Origin of the sequence: Amycolatopsis sp. NBC_00345 (assembly GCF_036116635.1) — a bacterium.
GTDB lineage: Bacteria > Actinomycetota > Actinomycetes > Mycobacteriales > Pseudonocardiaceae > Amycolatopsis.
Window position 1 is genome coordinate 8,716,824 of record NZ_CP107995.1, and the last position, 25,158, is coordinate 8,741,981.

Here is a 25,158-nt window from a genome sequence, read left to right on the forward strand (position 1 = left end):
CAGCGTGGAAGCATCGGCCGGTGCGGGGGTTATGGGAGGTTCTACGGTGATCGAACGTCGCTCGGTGTTCAAGGCCGCGCTCGCCGCGGGGGCGGCCGCGCTGGTCGCGGCGTGTTCGGGCAACAACGGCGGCACCGCGGTGCCCCAGGGCGGCAGCGGGGAGGACGGCGGCAAGCCGGTCGCGCCGGTGGCGAAGATCACCGCGACCCCGGCCGTCGACGCGAAGGACGCGAGCGTGCGCGAGCCGGTCGTGGTCAAGGTGGCTGAAGGCAAGCTCACCGAGGTGAAGGTCACCAACTCCGACGGCAAGGACGTCAAGGGCGACATGACCTCCGACGGCCTGAGCTGGACCAGTTCCGAGCAGCTCGGCTACGACGAGACCTACACGTACGCGGCCAAGGCGACCGGCACCGACAACCGCCCGGCCGAGTTCAAGGGCTCGTTCAAGACCGTCGCGCCGGCCAAGGAGCTGCGCGCCACGCTGAACCCGGCCGACAACGCGCACGTGGGCGTCGCGATGCCGATCAGCGTGAAGTTCGCTTCGGCGCCGAAGGACCGCGCGGTCGTCGAGAAGGCGCTGAAGGTGACCACGGACTCCAAGGTCGAGGGCTCGTGGGGCTGGATCTCCGCGACGCAGGTCGACTGGCGCCCCAAGGAGTACTGGCCGCAGAACATCACCGTGAAGGTCGAGGCGAACCTCTACGGCGTCGACCTCGGCGGCGGCGTGTACGGCAAGGCCGACGTCACCACGGAGTTCAAGATCGGCCGCAACCAGGTGGTCAAGGTGAACACCCCGGACCACACGATGAAGGTCTACCGCGGCGGCGCCGAGCACAAGAGCTACCCGTGCAGCAACGGCCTGGACAGCGATGTGAACCGCAACACCCCCAACGGCACGTTCATCGTGATGTCGAAGGAGCCCACCGCGCGGTTCGACAACGCGCGTTACGGCTACACGAACGTCAACAAGAAGTGGGCCTGCCGGTTCTCCAACCACGGCGAGTACATCCACGAGAACCAGGACAACGCCGCCGCCATCGGCAAGACCAACAACTCCCACGGCTGCGTCAACCTGCTCGACGCGGACGCCAAGGACTTCTTCGACTCGGCCCTGGTCGGCGACCCGGTGGAGGTCACCGGCTCGCGGCTGTCCAGCCCGACCGGCTCCGACGTCAAGGACTGGTTCTACGACTGGTCCACCTGGAAGGGTTTGTCTGCTAACAAGTAAGGCGTGAACACCGAAGTCGTCGGCACCAGCGGGGTGCGCATCGCCCTGCGCGTCGAAGGTGCCCAGAACTCGCGTCCCCTCGTTTTCGTGCACGGCTGGGCGCAGTCGTCCCGGGCGTGGGCCGCGCAGTTCGCGGATCCCGCGCTCACCGAGCGGTTCCGCCTGGTCGCGATGGACCTGCGCGGCCACGGCGCGTCCGACGTGCCGGCCGCGGGCTACGACGACCCGCGGCAGTGGGCCGACGACCTCGCCGCGGTCCTCGACTTCGCGGGCCCCGGCGCGATCGTCGTCGGCTGGTCCTACGGCGGCCTGGTGCTCGCCGACTACCTGCGGGTGCACGGGTCCGCCCGGCTGAGCGGGATCGTGCTGGTCGGCGCGGTCACGGAGATCGGCCGTGGCCGGGCCGGCGGGAAGACCGGCGCCGTGATGCGGGCCGCGCTGCCCGACGCGCTGTCCGACGACCCCGAGGTCGCGGTGCCCGCGCTGGTCGAGTTCACCCGGTCCATGGCCACCGGCCAGGTGCCCGGCACCTACGCGCAGGCCATGCTCGCCGCGGCGCTGGCCGTGCCGCCCGCCGTCCGCGCCGCGCTGTTCAAGCGGGACGTCGAGAGCGCCGGGGTGCTCCAGGCAGTGGACAAACCGGCGCTGGTCATCCACGGTACGGCGGACGCCGTCGTGGACCCGTCGGCGGCGGAGTACGCGGCCGGGAAGATTCCGGGGGCGGTTCAGCGTTGGTTCGTTGACGCCGGGCATCTGCCGTTCGTGGAGGACGCGGGGGGTTTCAACTCCGCGCTGCGGCAGTTCGCCGGCGAAACAGGCCAATAGCCGCACAGCCGCACAGGAAAGTAGTGACCAGGTGACCATCTCCCTTCAGGGATATCGTCGTGCGCCGCGCCGGATCGCGGTGCTGTCGGTGCACACCTCGCCGTTGGAACAGCCCGGGACGGGCGACGCCGGCGGGATGAACGTGTACGTCAGCCAGACCGCACAGGAGATGGCGCGCCGCGGCGTCGAGGTCGAGGTGTTCACCCGGGCGACGTCCTCGGACCAGCCGCCGCTGGCGGAGCTGGCGCCGGGCGTGACCGTGCGGCACGTGCAGGCCGGGCCGTTCGAGCCGCTGGGCCGGGACGAGCTGCCGGCGCAGCTGTGCGCGTTCACCTCCGGCGTGCTGCGCGCCGAGGCGTTCCACGAGCCGGGCTACTACGACCTGATCCACTCGCATTACTGGCTGTCCGGCCAGGTCGGCTGGCTCGCGCGCGACCGCTGGGGCGTGCCGCTGGTGCACACCGCGCACACGCTGGCGAAGGTCAAGAACGCCGCGCTCGCCGGCGGGGACAAGCCGGAGCCGCGCACCCGCGTGATGGGCGAGGAGCAGGTCGTCGCCGAGGCCGACTGCCTGGTGGCGAACACCCCGGTGGAGGCCCGCCAGCTCGTCGAGATGTACGGCGCCGAGCCGCACGCCGTGCACGCCGTCCCGCCGGGGGTGGACCTCGAACGGTTCACGCCGGGTTCGCAGGCGCTCGCGCGGCAGGCGCTCGGGCTGCCGCAGGACGCCGTCGTGCTCGCGTTCGCCGGCCGGATCCAGCCGCTGAAGGCGCCGGACGTGCTGCTCCACGCGGCCGCCGAGCTGTTGCGCAAACGGCCGGAGCTGGCGCCGCGGCTGGTGGTGCTGGTGGTCGGCGGGCCGTCCGGCACCGGGCTGGAGCAGCCGCAGGCGCTGCGCGAGCTGGCCGTTTCGCTGGGCATCCGGGACCAGGTGCGGTTCCTGCCGCCGCAGCCGGGGGCGGCGCTGGTGGACGTCTACCGCGCGGCCGACCTCGTCGCGGTGCCGAGTTACAACGAGTCGTTCGGCCTGGTCGCGCTGGAGGCGCAGGCGTGCGGCACGCCGGTGGTCGCCGCCGAGGTCGGCGGGCTGCCGGTCGCCGTGGTGCACGGCGTCTCCGGACTGCTGGTGCCGTCGCACGGCGCGGTCGAGTGGGCGGACGCGCTGGCCGCGCTCGCGCTGCGCCCGGACCGGCGTCGCGAGCTGGCGGCGAACGCCGTCGAGCACGCGCGGCGGTTCTCCTGGAGCCGGACCACGGATTCGCTGCTGGACATCTATGCTCAGGCCACCATGGCGTTCCGCAACGCCCTTGACCTGCGCACGGAGGTGGCGGTGTGAGCCTTGACGCGACGATCAAGTCCACTTTGGACGATTCGGGGCTGAAGTACGACCGTCGCGGTGAGGGAAAGTACTTCGTCACGTTGCCCGGCACCAAGAAGCTGCAGACCAACTGCTGGCTGGTCGACGGCGACCACGCGTTCTCCGTGGAGGCGTTCGTCTGCCGCCGTCCGGACGAGGAACACGAGGCCGTGTACCGGTTCCTGTTGCAGCGCAACGCCAGGCTCTACGGCGTTCACTACACAGTGGACAGTATGGGCGACATCTACCTGGTGGGCCGCTTCGGCAAGGAGACCGTGACCGAGTCCGAACTGGACAAGATCCTCGGCCAGGTGCTGGAGGCCGCCGACGGCGACTTCAACACGATCCTGGAGATCGGCTTCGCCACCTCCATCAAGCGCGAGTGGGACTGGCGGGTGTCGCGCGGCGAGTCGCTGGCGAACCTGCAGGCGTTCAAGCACCTGGTGGAGCCCGCGACCCCGCACGAGCCCGGCTTGACCGAGTCGTGACCACCGGCGTGCAACGGCGCTGAACCGCGGCACCGTCCCACTCCCGCCTACTGGAGGGAGAGACGGATGAGAAGCCGATGGAGACGTTCGCTGGTGGTCGCCGGCGCCGGGCTGGCGCTGGTGCTCGCCGGGTGCAGCGCGAGTGAGGACTCGCCGCAGAGCGCGAGTAACGGGATGCCGGCGAACGGCGGGGTCTCCGCCAACGAGGGCGCGGCGCCGGCCGTGCCGAAGCCGGGTGCCTCGAAGGCCCCGAGCCAGGGCGGGCCTGCGGTCGGCCAGCCCGGGACCACCGACCGCAAGCTCGCCCACAGCGCGCGGCTCGACGTCAAGACCCCGAAGCTCGACGACGTCGTCCGTCAGGCGCGGACGATCGCGGCGGGCGCCGGGGGTTACACGGGGCAGGAGAGCACCGTCGAGTCCTCGGCGACGCTGAGCCTCGCCGTGCCGGCCGAGAAGCTCGACGGGGTGCTCGACCAGCTCGCGTCGCTGGCGACCGTGACCCGGCGTGAGCTGAGCTCACAGGACGTCACCGCCCAGGCCGTGGACACCGACGCGCGGCTGGCGACGCAGCGCGAGAGCGTCGAGCGGATCCGGGCGCTGCTGGCGAAGGCGACGTCGGTCTCGGAGATCGCCTCCGTGGAGAGCGAGCTGACCGAGCGCGAGGCGACGCTGGAATCACTCGAACAGCAGCAGAAGTCCCTCGCCGGCAGCGTCGCGATGGCGACGGTCGCCCTGTCCGTGACGGCCGAGACCGCGGGGGCTCCCACGACGTCCGGCGACGATTCGAGCGGGTTCCTCGGCGGGCTCGCCGGTGGCTGGGACGCGTTCCTGGGGTTCGGCGGCGGGCTGCTGACCGTGCTCGGCGCCGTGGCCCCGTTCGCCGTGCTGATCGGCCTGCCGCTCGGGCTGCTCGGGTGGTGGCTGCGCAAGCGGCGGCGGGCGGGAGCTGAGGAGTACACGCCGGAACCCGTTGAGTGAACGGGAAAGGCGGAGCGGCTCGAGGGAGGGGGGAGTCGCGATCTCGAGCCGCTCCGCTGAAGTTCCCGCCGATGGACCCGGTGACGAGGGGGATGCCAACGGGGCCGGCGGGCCGCGGCTCGGCAGGGGGGGAGACGAGCCGCGGTCGTAGCCCGCCGTCAGCCGGGGAGTGCGTGGAATCCGGCTGAGCGGGACATGTCAAACCTGTCAGATGTCCACCTGTAATCACAAGACTACTGGTTACGCCGTTCGAGTGAACTTTGCGCGGAGGGATAACGGTGTGCATCGCGTTGCACCCATTTGCCGAGTTGTTGGCGGGCTGACTTCTCCATGGGTAAGGTGTTACCCGCGGGTAACGCACTCTGCGTAGAACATCGTTCAACCGACTCGCCAGTCGGGGCACTGGTCCGCTCTGGCAGGCTGTGGGCTATGGCCGAACTTGGGACGTTGGTGCTGCTGCGTCACGGGCAGAGCACGTGGAACGCGGAAAACCTGTTCACCGGCTGGGTGGACGTGCCGCTTTCGGAGACGGGCGAACGCGAAGCCCGCCAGGGCGGGCAGCTGCTCGCCGAGGCGGGGCTGCTGCCGGACGTCGTCCACACCTCGCTGCTGCGCCGGGCGATCAGCACGTCGAACATCGCGCTGGACGCCGCCGACCGCCACTGGATCCCGGTGAAACGGGACTGGCGGCTCAACGAGCGGCACTACGGCGCGCTGCAGGGCAAGAACAAGAAGCAGACGCTGGACGAGTTCGGCGAGGAGCAGTTCATGCTCTGGCGCCGCTCGTACGACACCCCGCCGCCGCCGATCGACCCGGCCGACGAGTTCAGCCAGGCCGGCGACCCGCGGTACGCCGGCCTCGGCGACACGGCCCCGCTGACGGAGTGCCTGAAGGACGTCGTCACGCGCCTGCTGCCGTACTGGGAGTCCGCGATCGTGCCGGACCTGCGCGCCGGCAAGAACGTGCTGGTCGCGGCCCACGGCAACTCGCTGCGCGCCCTGGTCAAGCACCTCGACGGCATCTCCGACGCCGACATCGCGGCGCTGAACATCCCGACCGGCATCCCGCTGCGCTACGACCTGACCGACGAGCTGAAGCCGGTCAAGCCGGGCGGTCTGTACCTCGACCCGGAAGCCGCCGAGGAGGCCGCCGCGGCGGTCGCCAACCAGGGCCGCTGAAAAGCTCGTGAGTGTTTATGACGGTTAGAACCGTCATAAACACTCACGAGCTTTTGCACTACGAGCCAGGCGCCACGGTGGTGATGCCGGAGACCTTCCAGGCCGGGCCCTGCTTGACCATCGTCAGCTTCGCCGGGATCTGGCGCTGCTGCTCACCGCCCTGCTGCTGGGTGTTGACGATGCCGCCGAGCAGCACCTCCGCCTTGGTGCCGTCGGCGCTCAGCGACGTGAGGGCGGCGACGGACTGCGGGTCGAGCGAAGCCTTCGCCCCGCTCTGCTTCATCCCGTCGACGGTGTGCGCGCGGGTGTCGCGGAACTGCGAGAGCAGCGGGTCGGCGGCGACGGACTCGTAGCTGTCGAACACGGCGTCGGCGTTCTTCGCGTCGACCGTGAGCAGGACGACGGCGGCCTTGCGCGCCGCCGCGAGCACCGCGTCGCGCGTGGCCGCCGGGGTGCCCACCAGACCGCTCGCCGGCTCGGCGGCCGCCTTGGGCGAGACCTCGATCTGGGACAACTGCCAGTGCCCGCCCGCCGAGGTCGCGGTGAGCAGCATGATCGCGGTGGCGGAGTTCTTCTGCCCGTTCTGCCCGGTGCTCTGCTGCCCGGCGATGGTGAGCACCTTCGCGCTGGTCGGGGTCAGGTCGAGCACGCCGGAGTCGAGCACCTGGGTCTGGGTCTGCACCGGGGTGGTCTTGACCTGCTGGAACGTCTTGTCGAAGTCCGTACGGGCCGTGCCGGTGAGGTACTGCTGCTCGTTCTGCGCGACGGCGGCGGCCTGGGTGGAGTCGTAGCTGAAGACGGTCTCGACGGCCTTCTTGACCCCGGCCGCGGCGTCGGTGGTCGCCTTGGTGTCGACGTACGCGAGGTTCACCGGGGCCGGTGGGTTCGCCGGGGTGTTCGCGGACCCGCTCACGGGGCCGCCGCAGCCCGCGAGGGCCAGCACCGCGGCGCCCACGGCCAGCGTCGCGACGGCCTTGGCCGGTCGGGTGTTCGGGTGCTGCCGGGGACTGGTGCCGTCGGTCGGCTGGGTCATGACTGGTGGGGCTCCGGTCGTCGGTGTCAGGTCGGGGCGGGCTCGGCAGCGCCGGTCAAAGCAGGCCGGTCAAACCGTGCCGGTCAAAGCAGGCCAGTCACAGCAGACCGGCTTCCCGGGCGCGGGCGCCCGCCTGGAAGCGCGACGTCGCGCCGAGCACGGCCATCAGCTCCGCCACCCGCCGACGGTACGTGCGCAGCCCGACGCCCATCGTCCGGGCCGCCGTCTCGTCCGTGCAGCCGGAGGAGAGCAGGTCCAGGATCTGCGGCGTGAACTGCCGCAGCTCGGCGAAGCGCACCTCGTACGTGGCGAGGTCGGTCGCGGAGCGCCACGCCGCTTCGAACAGCGACTGGATGCCGTTGACCAGGTCCGGCCGGCTCAGCACGGTGTAGCTCCGCCCGTCCGGCGTCGTCTCGGCCGCGAGGATGGCGATGCGCTGGTCGAGCAGGATCGTCTCGTTGATCTCGCGCTCGGTGACGCGGACCTGCGCGCCCAGGGCGGTGATCTCACGCAGGTGGGCCGCGCTGCCGGGGTCGAGCAGCACGCGGGGCAGGTAGACCTTGCGCACTTTGCGGCCGCGCACGTTCTCGGCCCGCGTCGTCGGCCGGGTGGCCGACCAGGTGTGCAGGTCGTTCGCCGCGCAGGAGATCTCGGTGGCGGCGGCGAACAGGTGCGCGGTGCGCTCGAACAGCTCCCGCTCTCCGCGCAGCGTCACGACGTCCTCGACCTTGGTCACGTCCTCCAGTGTCCGCCACCCGGCGGTCGCGGTGCCACCGCCCTGCGCCACCCGGTTGGCAGCTTGTTGCCAAAACGGGCGGCGCCGGGTGCGGCTGGCGAGGCTGGAGGCATGACACAGACCGCACTTCCCGCCGCCGCGGCGGGCACCTGGCAGCTCGGCTCGCTGACCGTGAACCGGATCGGCTTCGGCGCGATGCGCCTGGCGACCTCGATCCCCGGCGGCCCGTCCCGGGACCGCGCCACCTCGCTCGCCGTGCTCCGCCGGGCCATCGAGCTCGGGGTGAACCACATCGACACCGCCGCGTTCTACTTCAGCCCGCTCCGCTCGGCGAACGAGCTGATCACCAGCGCCCTCGCCCCGTACGGCGACGACCTCGTGCTCACCACCAAGGTCGGCCCCGGCCGTGACGCCTCCGGCGAGTGGCTGCCGTACGCCCGGCCGGAGCAGCTGCGCGGGCAGGTCGAGGAGAACCTGCGCCAGCTCGGGCGTGACCACATCGACGTCGTCAACCTGCGGATCGGCGGCGGGCTGGAGCGCGGCACCGGCCCGATCTCCGACCACTTCGGCGCGCTCGCCGAGCTGCGGGAGGCCGGGATGATTCGTGAGCTGGGCATCTCCAACGTCGGCCCCGAGCACCTGGCCGAGGCACGGGCGATCGCGCCGGTCGTCTGCGTCCAGAACCAGTACGGCCTCAACGCGCGCCGCGAGGACGACGAGCTGCTGCGGCTCTGCGGCGCCCAAGGCGTGGCGTTCGTGCCGTTCTTCGCCGTGGCCAGCGGGCAGAACAGCGTCGACGAGCAGGTGGCGAAGGTCGCCGGGCGCCACGGCGTGACGTCGGCCCAGGTCCGGCTCGCGTGGACGCTCGCGCAGGGTGACCACGTGCTCGCCATCCCGGGCACGGGCGACGTCGGGCACCTGGAGCAGAACGTCGCCGCCGGCGCCGTGGCACTCACCGACGAGGACCTGACCGATCTCGCGGCCGGCTGAAAGATCGCCGGGTGAAGATCGGCAGCCAAGGTCTCGATCGGGTGAACGGGGTCTGACACCAGGGCGAACATGTCGCCCACAGGTGTCACGAGCCTCACGACGGGGCTTCCAGGACTAGGCCGGAAGGCTACCGGGATGCTTACGATTCCCCCGTGACCACGCCTGTTGCCCTTCTGTTGGCCGTCGGCGCACTCGTCGTCGGCGCGGTCGCCGGTTTCCTGGTGGCCAGGGCGCGCGCCCGGCGGGAGGCGGCCCAGCCGACCGGGCCGACCGTCGCCGAGCTGATCGAGCGCCTCATCCGCTCGTCCAACAGCGGCATCCTCGTGCTGAATCGCTTCGGCGACATGGTGCTGCACAACCCGCGCGCCTACGAGCTGGGCCTGGTGCGCGTCAACCAGGCCGACCCGCGGGCGCGCAAGGCCGCCGAGCAGGTGGTCGAGACCGACGAGCCGATGGAGGTCGACCTCTCGCCGCTGGAGAACCGCGCCCGCCGCCAGCCGGAGGCCGTGCTCGGCGAGGTCCGGCCGCTGGGCGACGGGTTCACCGTGGTCGAGGCCGTCGACCACTCCGAGGCCATCCGGCTGGAGGCCGTGCGGCGGGACTTCGTCGCCAACGTCAGCCACGAGCTCAAGACCCCGGTCGGCGCGATCGCGCTGCTCACCGAGGCCGTGCTCGACGCCGCCGAGGACGTCGAGGAGGTCCGCCGCTTCGGCAGCAAGATCCTGCGCGAGTCGACCCGGCTCGGCCAGCTCGTCACCGAGCTGATCGCCCTTTCACGGCTCCAAGGCGCGGAGCGGCTCCCGGACCTGAACGTCGTCGAGGTCGACGCCGTGGTCCGGGAGGCGCTCGGCCGGACCACGCTGTCGGCGGAGTCCGCCGAAATCACCATCACCACCGACCCGGCCAGCGGCCTGCTCTTCGAGGGCGACCGCACGCTGCTGGTCACGGCGCTGTCGAACCTGCTGGAGAACGCCGTCGCGTACTCGCAGGCGGGCAGCCCTGTGTCCATCTCCCGCCGCCTCGCCGACGGGATGGTCGAGATCGCCGTGACCGACCGCGGCATCGGCATCGCCGAGGACGAGCAGCAGCGCGTCTTCGAGCGGTTCTACCGCGCGGACAAGGCGCGCTCCCGCGCCACCGGCGGCACCGGACTCGGCCTCGCGATCGTGAAGCACGTCGCGGCCAACCACGGCGGCTCCGTCGGGCTGTGGAGCCGGCAGGGCACCGGGTCGACGTTCACGCTGCGCATCCCCGCGCACGTCCGCCCCGAGCCCGACGGCGAGCCACAGCGCAGCGCCACGGGCAAACAGATCCCGCCGGCCGCGCCCGCGCGGCCGGACAAGACCCCCGAGCGGACACCCCGACTCGTGGCAACCGGGCAGGAAGTCACCGGCCCAGACCATGGAGGAAACCTGTGACGAGGGTTCTCATTGTCGAGGACGAAGAGTCCTTCGCCGACCCGCTCGCCTTCTTGCTGCGTAAGGAGGGCTTCACCGCCGCCGTCGCCGGTACCGGTCAGCAGGCGCTGGAGGAGTTCGACCGCAACGGCGCCGACATCGTCCTGCTCGACCTCATGCTCCCCGGGATGAGCGGCACCGACGTCTGCAAGCAGCTCCGCCAGCGCTCCGCGGTCCCGGTGATCATGGTGACCGCCCGCGACAGCGAGATCGACAAGGTCGTGGGCCTGGAACTCGGCGCCGACGACTACGTCACGAAGCCGTACTCGGCCCGCGAGCTGATCGCGCGCGTCCGTGCCGTCCTCCGTCGCGGCGGCGAGCCCGGCGCCGAGGGCGAGCTGGCCCCGCTGGTCCTCTCGGCCGGCCCGGTCCGGATGGACGTCGAACGCCACGTGGTGACCGTGGACGGCGGCGAGGTTTCCTTGCCGCTCAAGGAGTTCGACCTGCTGGAGTACCTGTTGCGGAACGTGGGCCGGGTGCTCACGCGCGGTCAGCTGATCGACCGGGTGTGGGGCGCGGACTACGTCGGCGACACGAAGACCCTGGACGTCCACGTGAAGCGCCTGCGGTCGAAGATCGAGCCGGACCCGGGCTCGCCCCGGCACCTGGTGACGGTGCGAGGCCTCGGCTACAAGTTCGAGACCTGAGCAAAAGGCTCGTGAGTGTTTATGACGGTTCTAACCGTCCTAAACACTCACGAGTCCTTCGCGGCAAAACCGCTTATTCTTCACGCACCGCGTCAGTTCAGGCACTCAGAGTTGATCCCTGAACGAGTGGTGTTGGTTACAGTTTCGAGACCTGGCTGTGGGACCGGTACGCTGGATCCTCGTGCGCCTAGGGGTACTCGACGTCGGTTCCAATACCGTCCACTTGCTCGTGGTCGACGCCCACCGTGGCGCCCACCCGACCCCGATGCATTCCGAAAAGTCCGTGCTGCGGCTGGCCGAGCAGATCACGCGGTCCGGGGACCTCGGCCGGACCGGGTCCGACGAGCTGGTCCGGGCCGTCGAATCGGCCAAGGGCGCGGCCCTGCGGCTGGGGTGCGAGGAGGTCATGGCCTTCGCGACCTCGGCCGTCCGTGAGGCGAAGAACTCGGCGAAAGTGCTGGCCAGGGTTGCCGACGAGACCGGCGTGGAGCTCAAAGTGCTCTCCGGCGTCGACGAGGCGCGGCTGACCTTCCTCGCCGTGCGCCGGTGGTTCGGCTGGTCGGCCGGGCAGCTGCTGGTGCTCGACATCGGCGGCGGCTCGCTGGAGATCGCGATGGGCCGGGACGAGGAACCGGTGCTCGCCGAATCCCTGCCGCTCGGCGCAGGACGGACCACCCGCACCCGCTTCCAGCACGACCCGCCCACCCGGTCCGAGGTGGTGGCGACGTCGGCGTGGCTGGAGGAGCAGCTCAGCGCGCTGGCCAAGAAGGTCGCCAAATGGGGTGAACCCGATCGGGTGGTGGCCACCTCGAAGACGTTCCGGTCGCTGGCCCGGCTGACCGGCGCCGCCCCCTCGGCGGCGGGACCCCGGGTGCGCCGTACCCTCACGGACACCGCATTGCGCCAGCTCATCGCCTTCATCTCACGGATGCCCTCGGCGGAACTGGCGCACCTCGAGGGTGTGAGCTCGAGCCGGTCGCACCAGCTGGTGGCCGGGGCGCTGGTGGCGCAGGCAGCCATGCGGGCACTTTCGCTCCAAGAACTCGAGATCTGCCCATGGGCGCTGCGAGAGGGTGTCATCCTGCGACGGCTGGACCATTCCAACGGCGCGGACGACACTGGGGCCGCCCTCACCGGCGTTTCGGCGAACGGGGAGGACCGGTGACAGCAGCGGACTGGACTTCGTTGACGGACAACAGGCACGGTGAAGAGGTGACGGACATGTACAGCACGGTGGTCAGCGCGCGCGGCGCCGTCTGCGTCCAGTCGCAGGCACGTGTCACAGCCAACCCCGAGCGCGCTTTGGACAGCACGGTATGACGGACCAGACCGGTAGCGACCAGCCCCAGAAGACCGTGGCCGAACTGCTCGCCCAGCACGGGCAGCAGGTCGACGGCGGGCGACGGCGCAGGCGCCGGGCCGCGGACGACGACGAAGCACCCGAGACGACGCCCCCGGCCGGCCCCCGCCGCGCCGCGAACGTCAGCGACACGGCGCCCCAGGCGATCATCGACCGGGTGGCCTCGGACGGGGGCACGCCGCCCCCGCCGTCGCGGGCGCCCGGCAGCCGCCGCCGTCCGGACGGCCCGCCGCCCTCGCCGCGCGCGGTCCCGCAGGAGTCGCAGCCGCTGCCGCGCCCCCAGGTGCCGCCCGGCCGGCCGGTGAACGGCCAGCAGGACTCCGGTTACGTGCGCCCCCCGGCGCCCCCGCAGGAGTCCGGCCAGTTCGTGCGCCCGCCCGCTCCGCCCCAGGAGTCGGGGCAGTTCGTACGTCCGCCGGCGCCGCCGCAGGAATCGGGCCAGTTCGCCCGTCCGCCCGCTCCGCCGCAGGAGTCGGGGCAGTTCGCCCGTCCGCCCGCTCCGCCGCAGGAGTCGGGGCAGTTCGTGCGCCCGCCGGCGCCGCCGCAGGAGTCGGGCCAGTTCGCCCGGCCCCCGCAGGAATCCGCGCAGCTGCCGGTGCCGCCGCGTGGCCGGGCGCCGCGCCAGCAGCCGCCGGGCCCGCCGCCCGCCGCGCCGCCGCAGGCCCCGCCCCTGTCCGCCGATGAGACCCGCGACCAGGTGCAGCCGGTCCGGCGCCGTCCCGGCCCGCCGCCGCCCGCGGCGCCGCCCGGGCCGCCGAACGGCTCGCTGACCGCGCGGCTCGACGGGCTCGACGGCACCCCGGACGCCGACATCCCCGAGCCGCCCGCCGGCCCGGGCGCGATGGCCAGCGGCGCCTTCCCCGCCGGCGCGCCCCAGCGTCCGCGACGGGCTCCGGCCCGCCGTCCGGCGCCGAAGCAGGAACCGCACACCGAGCAGTTCGACGCGGTGGCCGATCGGCTCGAGCCCGAGCCGCCCGCCGGCGCGCCCCAGGGACCCGGTCCGGCGCAGCCCGCCGGGCTGGCCGGCTGGCGCAAGCGCCGTCAGCAGGAACAGCTGGAGGACACCGAGATCGGCGTCATGCCGGTGGTCCCCGGCGAGGCCGGCGCGGACGACGACTACGCCGATGACGACTATGCCGACGACGGTTACCAGAACGACGGCTACCAGGACGAAGACGACGGCTACCCGGCCGCCGACAACGGCTACCCGGCCGCCGACAACGGCTACGCGCCCGCCGAGGACTACGACGCCGGCCCGCCCACTTCGGGCTACCCGCCGCCGATGCCGTTCGCGCCCGGTCGCAAGGACGACCGCCAGCCGCTCGACGACGACCTGTCCGAGTACGAGCGCGAGTTCGAGCAGCCGGCCTACGCCGACGGCCCGGACTTCGAGCGTGACGACTACGGCTACGAGCAGCCCGGCGAGTACGAAGACGACTACGACGACGAAGACGCCGCCGAGGCGCCCGCCGAGGAGCCGGCCCCGGAAGGTTCGCCGGGCAAGCAGTGGCTCACGCTGGCCGGCCAGCTCGCGCTGGGCGTGGTCGGCGGGGCCGGAGTCTGGCTCGGCTTCAACTGGCTGTGGGTCAACCTCGCGCCGGCCGCCCTCGTGGGGGCGCTGCTGGTGATCGTGGCGCTGGTCTGGATCGTGCGGAAGATCCGCCGTGCCGAGGACCTGCAGACCACGGTGCTGGCGTTGCTGGTCGGGCTGGTGGTGACGGTGTCGCCGGCTGCACTGCTGCTCGTCGCCCGATAAGCCGCCCGGTGACCTGAGGTCGGTCCCGGGGAACGGGAACGGTGCCGCCGGGGGAGTGCCGCCCCGGCGCACACGGCAGGATGGGCGGCGTGAGCGCAGCCGAGAAACCCGTGCCGGTGGGGTTGAGCACCGCCTCGGTGTGGCCGTTGCGGGCCGGGGCGGGCTTCGAGCTCGCGGCCGACCTCGGGTACGACGGCGTCGAGGTGATGGTGTGGGCCGACCCGATCAGCCAGGACGTCGCGGCGGTGCGGCGGTGGTCGCGCCGGACCGGCGTGCCCGTGCTGTCCGTGCACTCCCCGTCGTTGCTGATCACCCAGCGGGTGTGGTCGCCGGACCCGGTGGTGCGGCTGCGGATGTCCGTGGACGCCGCCGTGGAACTCGGGGCGCGCACGGTGGTCGTGCACCCGCCGTTCCGGTGGCAGCGGCGTTATGGCGACGCGTTCGGCGACCTCGTGGACGAGCTGGAGGAGTCCAGCGGCGTCGAGATCGCCGTGGAGAACATGTTCAAGGTGCGCCCGCCCGGCGGCTCGAAGAACTCGCGCGTCTCGGCGTTCCGGCCCTCGATCGACCCGACCGACGTCGGTTTCCGGCACTACACACTTGATCTGTCCCACACTGCCGCCGCGGGGATGGACGCGTTGGAGCTCGCCGAGCGGATGGGCGAAGGGCTCACTCACGTCCACCTCGCCGACGGCACCGGGCTGCCCAAAGACGAGCACCTGATCCCCGGACACGGCGGGCAGCCGTGCGCGGAACTGGTGGAACGGCTGGTCAGCAACGGTTTCAGCGGCCAGATCGTGCTCGAGGTCAACACCCGGCACGCCGCCGGCTCGGCCGAACGGGCCCGCGCGCTCGCCGAAGCGCTGCTTTTTGCCCGTCTGCACCTTGGACAGTGACCTGGTCGTCATCAAGATCGGCTGTACGGGCGGAGAACGGGCCTACAGCATGCTCGACCAGGCGGTGAACACGTAAAGTGCCGACCGTGAACTCGTTGCGATCGTTGAACTTCACCGCCGCCGGAACCGGTCGGCCAGGCCCTTCGCACTGCACGGCAGTGGCCGGCCGTCGGTGAGCGCGGCCGACGACACCACGACCGCGTTCGAGGCCGCCACCGCGGTCCGCTCACTCGGCGACGGCACGTTCACCGCGACGTTGCGCGCGGAATGGTCGATCGCCAGCCACCCGCACGGCGGCTTCCTCGTCGCGTTGCTCGCGAAGACCGCCACGGCCATCCTGCACGAGCGTGACGAGGCCACGGCGGAACCGCTTGTGGTGAGCGTCGAATTCCTGCACGCGCCCGCCTTGGGGCCTGTGCTGCTGCGTACCGAAGTCCGCAAGGTCGGCCGCCGCGCGACGGTTGTCGCCGTCCGGCTGGAACAGCGCGGGCGCAGCTGCGTGGAGGCGCGCGTGACCACCGGCCGGCTGCCGATGCGGCGCGCGGAGTGGTCCGACCTGCCGCAGATGCCCGCGGAGCCGCCGTCCGGCGCGCTGCAGCTGACGGCGGAGACGTCCGAGGGCCGGTTCAACCTGTCCAAGAGCTGCGAGGTCCGGATCGACCCGGCGACGGCGGGCTACCTGGCCGGGCGCGCGGGCGACCCGCCGCGGATGCGCCTGTGGGCCCGGCCGCGCCAGGGGGTCGTGGACGTCTACTTCGCGCTGCTGGCCGGCGACATCAACCCGCCGGTGGTCGCGAACCTCGGCCGGCTGGGCTGGGCGCCGACGGTGCAGCTCACCGCGCTGGTGCGCACGCGCCCGGCGCCGGGCTGGCTGCGGGTGATCGTCGAGTCCCGTTCGGTGCACGAGGCCTGGTTCGACTCCGACGCGACGGTCGTCGACGCGCAGGGCCGGCTCGTCGCCCAGGTGCGCCAGCTGGCCCTCGCCCCGGCCCCGGGGCCCTGACCGCGGTTTGGCACGCTTGGCGCCATGACTGTGATCGCGGTGCTGGGAGCCGGAAAGATCGGGGAAGCCCTGCTGTCGGGGCTGCTGCACGGGGGGCACGCGCCCGGGGACCTGCTCTTCATGGAGCGTTACCCGGCGCGGGCCGAGGAGCTGACGCAGCGGTACCCGGGGATGCGGTCGGTCACCGTCGCCGAAGCCGCCAAGCGCGCCGACATCCTGGTGGTCGCCGTCAAGCCGCAGGACATCGACCCGGTGCTGGACGTGCTGGCGCCGCTGCTCGGGCCGTCCTCGCTGGTGGTCTCGCTGTGCGCGGGGCTGCCGACGTCGCTGTACGAGCGGCGGCTGGCCGAGGGCGTCCCGGTGGTCCGGGTCATGCCGAACACGCCGATGCTGGTCGGCGAGGCCATGAGCGCGATCTCCGCGGGCCGGCACGCGACGGCCGGGCACCTGGCCGCGGTGAAGGACCTGCTCTCGCACGTCGGCCAGGTCGTCGAGGTGCCCGAGGGCCAGCAGGACGCCGTCACGGCGCTGTCCGGCTCCGGCCCCGCGTACTTCTTCTTCCTGGTCGAGGCCATGATCGACGCCGGCATCCTGCTCGGCCTGCCGCGGGCACTGGCGGGCCAGCTGATCATCCAGTCGGCCGTCGGGGCGGCCAAGATGCTGGCCGAGTCGGACGAGCACCCGGCGCTGCTGCGCGAGGCCGTCACGTCCCCCGCCGGCACGACCATCAACGCCATCCGCGAGCTGGAGAAGCACGGCGTCCGCGCCGCCCTGCTCGACGCGATCGAAGCCGCCCGCGACCGGTCCCAGGAACTCGGCCGCGCCCACGACGAGCACTGACCCCCGACTCGCCGAAACGGATTTATGGCACCTATCGCCCGAATGACCCAGCCGAGGTGCGCGTTACCGCCCTGGTGAGGGCCCATCCCGGTGACAGGCGTCGCACTAGTCCCACCTGTCCCGCTACTCTCGTGAAGAGCACGTGCGTGTCGATACCACAGGTGGGGAAGCCTCGTGGCGCGACACGTGTCGAAGGACGCGGTGAACATGTCGCCTAACAAGAAGGAGGATTTGCCCGCAGTAGGGCAGGTCCAGTTTTTGACAGTCGCCGAGGTGGCCACGCTGATGCGGGTCTCGAAGATGACCGTCTACCGCTTGGTGCACTCGGGTGAGCTGCCCGCCGTACGCGTCGGGAAGTCGTTCCGGGTGCCCGAGAAGGCAGTGCACGAGTATCTGCAGGGTGCCTACTTCGACGTGGGCTGATCGCGGGCTGATCGGTCGCCGGGCATTTGTTGCCAATCCGGCCAAAAGCAGGCGGTCATGTGGTGACCGCCGGGTGCGGCCGATTCGCCGTGGCTGTGGTCGGATTGGCAACGGCCGGCACCGCTCAGCCATGCCCGCCGACCGGCCCGCGTGAGCACGCGGGTAACCTGGTAAACCGCTCGTGCCTGTGCGCTCCACCCGTTGGACGCTGCGCCGGGCAGCGTGACCGACGACGACCTAAGGAGCGCCCATGGGCTCTGTGATCAAGAAGCGCCGTAAGCGCATGTCGAAGAAGAAGCACCGCAAGTTGCTTCGCCGCACGCGAGTGCAGCGTCGTAAGGCCGGTAAGTGAGCCTTACGCTCTACTGACTGTCGTGGCCCGTCCAGCTTCTGGACGGGCCACGTCCATTTGCTGGGTCTCTTCCCCCGTTCGAGTGAGGCGTGTGCCGCATTCCGGGCCTCCGGCGTTAATACCAGGTAAGACCTGGTCAGGGCACCCCTCATGGCCGGTAACATGGCCGGTGCGTCCGCGCGATGCTTCCAGTGAGTGCAGGTTCGCGCGCTCCGGGTGACCGCCCACCCCCACGCCCCAGCCGCCCTTCAGGGAGTCTCATGCCGTCGAACATCGTGCTCGTCACCGGGGTCGCCGGCGACCTGGGCGGAAAGCTGCTCGCCCGGCTCGGCAACAACCCCGAGTTCGAGCGGGTGATCGGCGTCGACACCGCCCCTCCGTCGAAGTCCGTGCTGCAGCGCATGGGGCACGCCGAGTTCGTCCGCGCCGACATCCGGAACCCGTTGATCGCCAAGGTGATCAGCACCGCCGAGGTGGACACGGTGGTGCACACCTCGTGCACCGCGCACCCGGCCGGGCCGAGCCGTCGCGCGGCGGTCAAGGAAGTCAACGTCATCGGCACCATGCGGCTGCTGGCCGCGTGCCAGCGCTCGCCGCTGGTGCGCAAGCTGGTGGTGAAGTCCACGGCCGCCGTCTACGGCGCCGGCGCGCGCTCGCAGGCCGTCTTCACCGAGGACTCGGAGCTGATCCCGGCGTCGTCCAGCGGTTACGCGAAGGACGCCGTGGAGATGGAGGGGTATGTGCGCGGCCTGGCGCGGCGCCGTCCCGACATCACGGTCACGCTCTGCCGGTTCGCCAACATCATCGGCCCCGAAGTGGACACCGTGCTCTCGCGCTACTTCGCGCTGCCGGTGATCCCTACCGTCTTCGGCTACGACGCGCGGCTGCAGCTGCTGCACGCGTCGGACGCGTTGTCGGTGCTGGAGCAGTCGACGCTGGAGGACCATCCCGGCGTCTTCAACGTGGCGTCCGAGGGGGTGCTCACGCTGTCGCAGGCGATCCGCCGGGCGGGCCGGGTCGGGTTGCCCATGCCGAGCGCCGTGGTGCCGTCCGTGGGGAAGGTGCTGCGCGGCGCCCGCGTGGTCGACTTCTCCGCCGACCAGGTCCGGCTGCTGAACTTCGGCCGGGTCGTGGACATCACGAAGCTCAAGAAGGAGTTCGGCTACACGCCGCGCTGGACCACGCGTGAGGCGTTCGACGACTACGTCGCGGGCCGTGGCCTGCGCCCGGTGCTCGACGGCGGCAGGCTCGCCGGGCTGGCCGGCAAGGTGCTCGTGGCCGCGGCGACCGGGCAGGCGGGCCGATGAGCCGCGCGAGGGCCGAAAGTGAGGCGCACTCCGTGAACGGTGCCGAGGCACAGGTGATCCCCCTGCACGGTCCCGGCCGGGAGAAGCCGGTGGCCGGCGAGCCCGAGGCCACCCCGTCGGACGCCGAGCGCCGCGCGGACGCGCCCGTGGTGGCGTTCCCCTCGGCGCCTTCGCCCGCCGCCGCGCCCGAGGAGCCGCTGCCGGAAGCCCTGCTGACGGCGTTGAAGTTCCTGCGCCACCGGCTGACCGGCGACTACTCCGTGGACGAGTTCGGCTTCGACGCCGAGCTGACCGAGACCCTCGTGCTGCCGCCGCTGCGCGCGCTGTACGAGAAGTGGTTCCGCGTCGACACGTACGGCGTCGAGAACCTGCCGAAGGCCGGCGGCGCGCTGCTGGTGTCGAACCACTCCGGCACGGTGCCGCTCGACGCGCTGATGACCGCCGTCGCCGTGCACGACGAGACGGGCGGGCGGCACCTGCGCGGCCTCGGCGCCGACCTGGTGTTCAAGCTGCCGCTGGTGGGCTCGTTCGCACGGAAGTCGGGCCAGACGCTGGCCTGCAACGCCGACGCCGAGCGCCTGCTGACCGGCGGCGAGCTGGTGGGCGTGTGGCCGGAGGGCTTCAAGGGCGTCGGCAAGCCGTTCTCCGCGCGCTACAAGCTGCAGCGCTTCGGCCGCGGCGGCTTCGTGTCCGCGGCGATGCGCGCCGGCGTGCCGATCATCCCGGTGTCGGTCGTCGGCGCGGAGGAGACCTACCCGAAGCTGGGCGACATCCGGCTCCTCGCGCGGGTGCTCGGGCTCCCGTACTTCCCGGTGACGCCATTCTTCCCACTGCTGGGCCCGCTCGGCGCCGTCCCGCTGCCCACGAAGTGGAGCATCGAGTTCGGCGAGCCCATCCGCACCGACGAGTACGGCCCGGACGCCGTCGACGACCCGATGCTGGTCTTCACCGTCACCGACCAGGTGCGGGAGTCGATCCAGCAGACGTTGTACCGGCGGCTTTCCCAGCGCAAGAGCGTGTTCCGGGGCTGAGTAGAACTGCGCACCGGTCGTCGGGTAGTCCTCCGGACGTGCAATGGAGGCCCGCCGGGCACAGTCAAGTTTGTGCTGGACGATCCGATCGCGGCCACGCCACGCCCGCCGGGCTGGCGTGGCTTCGCGCTGACCGTGACCCTGCTTTCCTTGCTGGGAGCGGTGTTCTCGCTGTTTCTCGGCTTCGTGTGCGTGATGGCCAGCGATGGGTGCTTCAGCGGCGACACCCGCTTCATCTGCACCGCCGACGGTCAGAACACGGTGTTCTGGCTGCCGTGGATCGGCTGGGCGGCGGCGATCGTGGGCTCCTTGATCACCGCGGGCTTGACGTCGCGGAAGGGGTGGGGGCCGTGGGCGGGTCTGTTCGCGGGCGCCCTGCTTTATGGCGGTCCCGCGCTGGCCGCGTACTCCATCGCAGCTGGCTGAAAAGGCTTGTGAGTGTTTATGACGGTTAGAACCGTCATAAACACTCACAAGCCTTTGAGCGAGGCGAACGAGGCGTCAGCGCCGCCGGTAAGCCATCCCCGCGGCGACCGCGCCGGCCAGTGCGCCCGCGCCCAGCACGGACGGGACGCCGATCTTCGCGGCCTTGCGGCCGGTGCGGAAGTCGCGGATTTCCCAGCCGCGGGCGCGGGCGACGTCGCGGAGGCCGCTGTCCGGGTTGACCGCCACGGCGGTGCCCACGACCGACAGCATCGGGACGTCGTTCTGCGAGTCGGAGTACGCCGAGCAGCGCTTGAGGTTCAGGCCCTCCCGCGAGGCGAGCGCGCGCACGGCGTGGGCCTTCGCGCGGCCGTGCAGCATGTCGCCCACCAGGCGGCCGGTGTAGACGCCGTCCTTGGACTCCGCGACGGTGCCGAGCGCGCCCGTCAGGCCCAGGCGGCGGGAGATGATGGCGGCCAGCTCGATCGGGGTGGCGGTGACGAGCCAGACGCGCTGGCCGGCGTCCATGTGCATCTGGGCCAGCGCGCGGGTGCCGGACCAGATCTTGTCCGCCATCAGCTCGTCGTAGATCTCCTCGCTGATGGTGGTCAGCTCCTCCACCGTGCGACCGGCCACAAAGGACAGTGCGCGCTCGCGGTGGGACTTGATGTCCTCCTTGTTCTCCCGCCCGCCGAGGCGGAACTTCACCTGCTGCCAGACGAAACCGGCCAGGTCGGAGGACGTGAAGAACTTGCGGGCCGCGAGGCCGCGCGCGAAGTAGAAGATCGACGCGCCCATCATCATCGTGTTGTCCACGTCGAAGAAGGCGGCCGCGGTGAGGTCCGGTGGGGCGGGCGGCACCGCCGGCTCCAGGTTGGCCGTGATGGTGGCGGCCTCGGCCGACGCCTCGCCCGCGATCGTGGCGAGCCGTTCCAGCTCCTGACTCTTATCCTTGCCACGCCAAGCTGACACGCACACCGCCTCCACGTTCGGGCACGTCCCGGCGGCCGGAAACGGCCGGGTCCTGCTGCACAGGGTAGCGACCGGGCGACTCACCCGGTCGAGGTGTGGCGAGGCCCTCGATCAGGGGTTGACGAGCGGGCCGCTTCAGCCGATCACGATCGGGGGCAGGCCCGGCAGCAGGGGCGGGAACGAGAGCAGCGGCGGGGGCGGCGAGGTGGGCGTCAGCCTCGGCGAGGACGGCGTCGGGATCGGCGGGGCGAACACCTGCGGCGGCGCGGTGCCGCCCGTGGGCGTCGGCGTCGGGGCGGTCGGGACGGCCAGGTCCGGGTCGCTCGGCGTCGAGGTGCCCGTGGTCGGCGGCACGGTCTTCGAAGACGAAGGCGGGGGCGACGACGGGGCCGGAGACGGCGCCGGGACAAGGCGCGACGGCTGCTGGGTGCACGCGCCCTTGGCGGGCAGCAGGCCGAGCTCGTCGAAGCTGCCCGTGGTGATCTCGTAGCAGTTCAGCCGCGAAACGAGCGCCGTCGTGCGCTCCTGGACGCGCGTGAGCAGCCCGCGCGCGCCGTTCAGGTCCAGGGCCGCCGCGGCCGGGACGCGCGACTGCTCGGCGGCCAGCAGGTTCGACTGGTCGTGCGCCCACGACTCCAGGCCCGCGAGCTGGCCGTGGTCGTTGCCGCCGGTGGCGGCCGCGGTGAGCTGGGCGACGCCGGCGCGGACGTCGGTGCCAAAGTCGTCGAGCGCCGTGCGGTAGGCGGCGGGGGAGGCGTCCGTCATCCGGCCCAGCTCGGTCACCCGGTCGGCCGCGAACTCCAGGTGCTTCTGGGCCTTGGCCTCGTCGCCGAAGGTGAACGCGAGCGACGTCGCCTCGCCGGCCCGCTTGACGTCGTACAGCGTGTCGCCCGGCACGGCGTTCTTCGACAGCAGCAGCGTCAGGCCGACGAGGCCCAGCGCCAGCGCGATGCCGGCGGCGACGAGGTCGGCCATCCGCGGCCGCCACCGCCTGCGGGCGACGGGCTCGCCGAGCCTGCCTTCGATCTCCGCACGGATGCGCTCGCGCGTCTCCGGGTCGGGAGCGCCGGTCGGGCCCAGCTCGCGCAGCGCGGTGACCACGGCCAGCTCGTCCGCGAACTCGCCGTGCGACTGGCCTGGCGACGGTTCGAGCGCGCGGTCGAACCGCTCGACCTCACCCCGTTCCCGCGAAAATCGCCCGGGCACGCCCACGGTGCTGCTCCGTCTCCCACGCCGCCGGCCCTGACCGCCGGTCTGCGTGGAGAAACGATTAAGAAGAGGCGAAAGTTACGGCTTCGTCAGGGTATGAAAAAAGTCAGCGCAACCCGGATGGCAGAAGTTGGGCCAGACGGCGGACGGCGCGGTGCTGCAGGGCCTTGATCGCGCCCTCGTTGCGATGCATCACCTTGGCCGTCTCCGCCACGGACAATCCCTGCAGGAACCGCAGCACGATGCACTCGCGCTGGTCCTCGCCCAGCTCGGCGACGCAGCGCAGCAGCTCGGTGCGCGTGGCGCCCGCGATGGCCTGCTGCTCCGGGCCGGCCTGGGCCGTGGGGCCGACGCTCGCGCCCGCCGTTCCGCCCGGCTCGGTGACCTCGCCGGTCACCACCTCGAGCCGGAACCGGCTGGACTTCACGTGGTCGAGGATCAGGTTGCGGGCGATCGTGACGAACCAGGCGCCGACGTCACGGCCCTGGTAGCTGACCGACGTGATCCGCCGCAGCGCGCGCAGGAAGGTCTCGCTGGTGACGTCCTCGGCCAGGTCGCGGTCGCCGAGGCGGAACAGGGCGTAGCGGTAGACGACGTCGACGTACCGGTCGTAGAGGCTGCCGAACGCGGACGAGTCGCCCTCCTGGGCGGCGCGGACCAGCTCCCAGGCCTCGGCCTTGGCCACCTCGGCCGGGTCCGGCTCGTCGGCCGGACGGGTCAGCGGGACGGCCGGCGGGCGGCCGAACACGCGTTCGGTGAACATCACGGCAGGCCCGCGCTGGGCGGTGGTCGGCAACGTCATCGGGCGGCACCTCCGGCGGTCCCGGCGGCCCGTGGCGGACCGGCCGGGCGAGCACAACCCCCGAACCCCGAGCGAGCAGGAGCGTGCCGCCTCGCGTGTGCCACGACCCCGTGGACCAGCAAGTTCGTCACGACGACTCCCTCTCTCGCGTCGCCCGGCAGTGATCAACGCCACCCGGCGACGCAGTGCAGCATACGTGTAGTTACCGCGAAGTAGGTAGAGGTCCCGGGCCACTGGAGGTGCGACGATCGCGCCGCGTCCCCATTACGGGTGACAAGATGACAAAAGAGCAACGGCACGAGAGGGGTCACGGGTGACCAACCAGAGCGGGGTCGCGCAGCTGCTCACGCAGGCCGCTGAGCGGTGGGCCGGCGAGACCGCCGTCGTCGAGACGGGGACGGGCGCCACGCTCACCTGGCAGCAGCTCGACGAGGCGGCCCACGCGTTGGCCCGGCGGCTGGTCGAGGCGGGGATCGAGCCGGGTGACCGGGTCGCGGTGCGGCTGCCGACGTCGGCGGACTTCGCGGTGTCCCTCTACGCCGGGCTGCGGGCGGGCGCGATCGTCGTGCCGGTCTCGCCGCAGGCGCCCGAGCCGGAGCTGCGGCAGCTGCTCGAGCACTGCGGCGCGCGGCTCGTCGTTCAGCGCGACGCCGACGCCGACCTGCCCGACGGCGTGACCGGTCTCACGCCGCACGGTGACTCGCCGGGTGACCCGGTCGGCCGTGAGAAGGCGGGTGAGGAGATCGCCGTCGTCTCCTACACCTCGGGGACGACCGGGCCGCCGCGCGGCGTGATGCTTTCGCACCGCGCGCTGCTGGCCAACCTGGAGCAGCTCGCGCAGGTCGAGGGCGTGCCCGGGCACGGCGACCGCGTGCTGGTCACCATCCCGCTCTTCCACGTCTACGGCCTCGGCCCCGGCCTGCTGCAGGCGACGTCCGCCGGCGCCACCCTGGTGCTGTCCGAGCGCTTCGAGCCGCAGCGGACGCTGGACGACTGCGCCGAGCACCGCGTGACGGCCATCGCCGGCGTGCCCACGATGTACACCGAATTCGCCGCGCTGGGTCCCGACGAGCTGAAGCGCGGGCTCACGACCGTGCGGCGGATGACGTCCGGCGCCGCGCCGCTGCACCCGAGGGTGCTGACCGCGATCCGCGAGGCGACCGGGCTCGACGTCTACGAGGGCTACGGCCTCACCGAGTGCGCGCCCGTGGTCACGTCGACGCTGGTCACGGGCTACCCGAAGCCCGGCTCGGTCGGCCGCCCGCTGCCCGGCGTCGAGCTGCGGCTGGTCGACAGCGATGGCACGGCCGCCGAGGTCCCGCTCGACCCGGAGGACGCCGCCGACGTGTTCGAGGTGATCGGCGAGACCGGGCTGGTCTCGATCCGCGGCGCGAACCTGTTCTCCGGCTACTGGCCCGACGGCCACCACGGCCCGGACGACGAGGGCTGGTTCCGCACCGGCGACGTCGGCTACCTCGACTCCGACGGCGACCTGCACCTGGTCGACCGGGCCAACGACCTGATCATCGTCAACGGCTTCAACGTCTTCCCGCACGAGGTCGAGGAGGTGGTCTCGCTGCTGCCCGAGGTGGCGGAGGTCGCCGTGGTCGGCGTCGTCGACGAGCGCAGCGGCGAGGCGGTGAAGGCCGTGGTGGTGCCGGCGCCGGGCGCTTCGCTGTCCGAGCAGCAGGTGGTGGACCAGTGCGCGGCGCACCTCGCCGGGTACAAGGTGCCGCACTCGGTGGAGTTCGCCGAGACGCTGCCGCACTCGGCCACCGGGAAGCTGCGGCGGCTCAAGCTCCGCTGAGTGGTGCCTCGGCTGCAGGCGAAGTCCCTGAAGGCCACCATGAGGGCAAATAGGTCCCT

At 71.8% G+C, this 25,158-nt stretch carries 25 protein-coding genes; 20 read left to right on the forward strand and 5 right to left on the reverse strand.

The genetic code is table 11. The features are described from left to right. Nucleotides 1-46 precede the first annotated feature (46 nt). The 6 genes from OG943_RS39590 (at nucleotide 47) to OG943_RS39615 (ending at nucleotide 6,055) form a co-directional block, all read left to right on the forward strand. The gene (locus tag OG943_RS39590; protein WP_328606028.1) at nucleotides 47-1,228 is read left to right on the forward strand and encodes a L,D-transpeptidase; all 1,182 of its coding nucleotides are present in this window, start codon (nucleotides 47-49) and stop codon (nucleotides 1,226-1,228) included. A 3-nt stretch (nucleotides 1,229-1,231) separates the two neighbouring features. Further along, nucleotides 1,232-2,053: an alpha/beta fold hydrolase gene (locus OG943_RS39595; protein WP_328606029.1), complete on the forward strand. Its 822-nt coding sequence runs from the start codon at nucleotides 1,232-1,234 to the stop codon at nucleotides 2,051-2,053. A gap of 31 nt (nucleotides 2,054-2,084) precedes the next feature. After that, nucleotides 2,085-3,389, forward strand: coding sequence for a D-inositol-3-phosphate glycosyltransferase (mshA, locus tag OG943_RS39600; protein ID WP_328606030.1), 1,305 nt, complete (start codon nucleotides 2,085-2,087; stop codon nucleotides 3,387-3,389). Beyond that, complete coding sequence (locus OG943_RS39605; RefSeq protein ID WP_328606031.1) at nucleotides 3,386-3,898, forward strand: YbjN domain-containing protein; 513 nt, start codon at nucleotides 3,386-3,388, stop codon at nucleotides 3,896-3,898. Before mshA ends, OG943_RS39605 begins: the two co-directional genes overlap by 4 nt. 66 nt (nucleotides 3,899-3,964) lie before the next feature. Then, the gene (locus OG943_RS39610; RefSeq protein ID WP_328606032.1) at nucleotides 3,965-4,876 is read left to right on the forward strand and encodes a DUF4349 domain-containing protein; all 912 of its coding nucleotides are present in this window, start codon (nucleotides 3,965-3,967) and stop codon (nucleotides 4,874-4,876) included. Between the two features lie 429 nt (nucleotides 4,877-5,305). Beyond that, nucleotides 5,306-6,055, forward strand: a complete 750-nt coding sequence (locus OG943_RS39615; RefSeq protein ID WP_328606033.1) for a phosphoglyceromutase — start codon at nucleotides 5,306-5,308, stop codon at nucleotides 6,053-6,055. Between the two features lie 58 nt (nucleotides 6,056-6,113). Here OG943_RS39615 and OG943_RS39620 read toward each other — a convergent pair whose 3' ends face one another. Both OG943_RS39620 and OG943_RS39625 read right to left on the reverse strand, forming a co-directional pair. After that, entirely contained in the window at nucleotides 6,114-7,088 is a 975-nt protein-coding gene (locus OG943_RS39620; protein ID WP_328606034.1) for a hypothetical protein, read from the reverse strand. Nucleotides 7,089-7,185: 97 nt separating this feature from the next. Continuing rightward, nucleotides 7,186-7,824: a DNA-binding response regulator gene (locus tag OG943_RS39625; protein WP_328606035.1), complete on the reverse strand. Its 639-nt coding sequence runs from the start codon at nucleotides 7,822-7,824 to the stop codon at nucleotides 7,186-7,188. A 111-nt stretch (nucleotides 7,825-7,935) separates the two neighbouring features. On the opposite strand from OG943_RS39625, the gene OG943_RS39630 reads away from it, so the two are divergent. The 13 genes from OG943_RS39630 (at nucleotide 7,936) to OG943_RS39690 (ending at nucleotide 20,312) form a co-directional block, all read left to right on the forward strand. Further along, on the forward strand, nucleotides 7,936-8,814 hold the full coding sequence (locus tag OG943_RS39630; RefSeq protein ID WP_328606036.1) for an oxidoreductase: 879 nt from the start codon (nucleotides 7,936-7,938) through the stop codon (nucleotides 8,812-8,814). A 152-nt stretch (nucleotides 8,815-8,966) separates the two neighbouring features. Continuing rightward, nucleotides 8,967-10,232, forward strand: a complete 1,266-nt coding sequence (locus OG943_RS39635; RefSeq protein ID WP_328606037.1) for a sensor histidine kinase — start codon at nucleotides 8,967-8,969, stop codon at nucleotides 10,230-10,232. Beyond that, nucleotides 10,229-10,918: a response regulator transcription factor gene (locus OG943_RS39640; protein ID WP_091618351.1), complete on the forward strand. Its 690-nt coding sequence runs from the start codon at nucleotides 10,229-10,231 to the stop codon at nucleotides 10,916-10,918. Before OG943_RS39635 ends, OG943_RS39640 begins: the two co-directional genes overlap by 4 nt. Before the next feature lie 181 nt (nucleotides 10,919-11,099). Then, the gene (locus OG943_RS39645) at nucleotides 11,100-12,083 is read left to right on the forward strand and encodes a Ppx/GppA phosphatase family protein (protein WP_328606038.1); all 984 of its coding nucleotides are present in this window, start codon (nucleotides 11,100-11,102) and stop codon (nucleotides 12,081-12,083) included. A 151-nt stretch (nucleotides 12,084-12,234) separates the two neighbouring features. Continuing rightward, complete coding sequence (locus OG943_RS39650) at nucleotides 12,235-14,034, forward strand: hypothetical protein (protein WP_328606039.1); 1,800 nt, start codon at nucleotides 12,235-12,237, stop codon at nucleotides 14,032-14,034. An 80-nt stretch (nucleotides 14,035-14,114) separates the two neighbouring features. Then, nucleotides 14,115-14,930 carry a sugar phosphate isomerase/epimerase family protein gene (locus tag OG943_RS39655; protein WP_328606040.1) on the forward strand — a complete coding sequence of 272 codons (816 nt, stop codon included), beginning with the start codon at nucleotides 14,115-14,117 and terminating at the stop codon, nucleotides 14,928-14,930. Between the two features lie 172 nt (nucleotides 14,931-15,102). Further along, on the forward strand, nucleotides 15,103-15,933 hold the full coding sequence (locus OG943_RS39660; protein WP_328606041.1) for a thioesterase family protein: 831 nt from the start codon (nucleotides 15,103-15,105) through the stop codon (nucleotides 15,931-15,933). Nucleotides 15,934-15,957: 24 nt separating this feature from the next. Further along, a complete protein-coding gene (proC, locus tag OG943_RS39665; protein WP_328606042.1) occupies nucleotides 15,958-16,773 on the forward strand; it encodes a pyrroline-5-carboxylate reductase in 816 nt (271 codons plus the stop codon). Nucleotides 16,774-16,980: 207 nt separating this feature from the next. Next, nucleotides 16,981-17,196, forward strand: a complete 216-nt coding sequence (locus OG943_RS39670; RefSeq protein WP_037353555.1) for a helix-turn-helix domain-containing protein — start codon at nucleotides 16,981-16,983, stop codon at nucleotides 17,194-17,196. Between the two features lie 250 nt (nucleotides 17,197-17,446). Beyond that, nucleotides 17,447-17,548 (forward strand): 30S ribosomal protein bS22, encoded by a 102-nt coding sequence (locus OG943_RS39675; protein ID WP_007030867.1) that lies wholly within the window; start codon nucleotides 17,447-17,449, stop codon nucleotides 17,546-17,548. Between the two features lie 260 nt (nucleotides 17,549-17,808). Continuing rightward, nucleotides 17,809-18,855, forward strand: coding sequence for an NAD-dependent epimerase/dehydratase family protein (locus tag OG943_RS39680; protein WP_328606043.1), 1,047 nt, complete (start codon nucleotides 17,809-17,811; stop codon nucleotides 18,853-18,855). Next, entirely contained in the window at nucleotides 18,852-19,886 is a 1,035-nt protein-coding gene (locus OG943_RS39685; RefSeq protein ID WP_328606044.1) for a lysophospholipid acyltransferase family protein, read from the forward strand. Before OG943_RS39680 ends, OG943_RS39685 begins: the two co-directional genes overlap by 4 nt. A gap of 72 nt (nucleotides 19,887-19,958) precedes the next feature. Further along, nucleotides 19,959-20,312: a hypothetical protein gene (locus tag OG943_RS39690; protein WP_328606045.1), complete on the forward strand. Its 354-nt coding sequence runs from the start codon at nucleotides 19,959-19,961 to the stop codon at nucleotides 20,310-20,312. A 75-nt stretch (nucleotides 20,313-20,387) separates the two neighbouring features. Here OG943_RS39690 and OG943_RS39695 read toward each other — a convergent pair whose 3' ends face one another. The 3 genes from OG943_RS39695 to OG943_RS39705 form a co-directional block, all read right to left on the reverse strand. Then, complete coding sequence (locus OG943_RS39695) at nucleotides 20,388-21,296, reverse strand: HAD family hydrolase (RefSeq protein WP_328606046.1); 909 nt, start codon at nucleotides 21,294-21,296, stop codon at nucleotides 20,388-20,390. Between the two features lie 120 nt (nucleotides 21,297-21,416). Further along, on the reverse strand, nucleotides 21,417-22,493 hold the full coding sequence (locus tag OG943_RS39700) for a DUF5667 domain-containing protein (protein WP_328606047.1): 1,077 nt from the start codon (nucleotides 22,491-22,493) through the stop codon (nucleotides 21,417-21,419). Between the two features lie 103 nt (nucleotides 22,494-22,596). Then, nucleotides 22,597-23,292, reverse strand: coding sequence for a sigma-70 family RNA polymerase sigma factor (locus OG943_RS39705; protein ID WP_328606048.1), 696 nt, complete (start codon nucleotides 23,290-23,292; stop codon nucleotides 22,597-22,599). Between the two features lie 313 nt (nucleotides 23,293-23,605). On the opposite strand from OG943_RS39705, the gene OG943_RS39710 reads away from it, so the two are divergent. Continuing rightward, entirely contained in the window at nucleotides 23,606-25,099 is a 1,494-nt protein-coding gene (locus tag OG943_RS39710; protein ID WP_328606049.1) for an AMP-binding protein, read from the forward strand. Nucleotides 25,100-25,158: the final 59 nt, after the last annotated feature.